Here is a 231-nt window from a genome sequence, read left to right as displayed (position 1 = left end):
GATGTGATCCCCAAACTGGAACGCCGTCGACAGCACCTTGTCGTTGTTGCGGTACAGCTTCGAGAACAAATGCACTCCAACGCCCGCTTCTCCGTAAAAACCCTTGCCGTCGTCTCCCTGGAAGCGAAACACCGGCGTCAGTCCAATATCCGTCAACGTCCCGCTGTCGTTCGTATTGTTGTAGTGATTCATCTTCCACTGCGCTACAGATAAATCCCAGTAACCGCCGAT

Annotated in this window: 1 protein-coding gene; it reads right to left on the bottom strand. The window is 53.2% G+C overall.

What is annotated here, in order from left to right; genetic code table 11:
- Window positions 1–231: acyloxyacyl hydrolase (locus tag PQR62_RS25625; protein WP_408160903.1), on the bottom strand; the 231-nt coding region annotated here is incomplete at both ends.

The organism is Herbaspirillum lusitanum (genome assembly GCF_046025995.1).
GTDB classification, from domain to species: Bacteria; Pseudomonadota; Gammaproteobacteria; order Burkholderiales; family Burkholderiaceae_D; genus Herbaspirillum; species Herbaspirillum lusitanum_A.
This window is presented reverse-complemented; position numbering and strand designations above follow the sequence as displayed.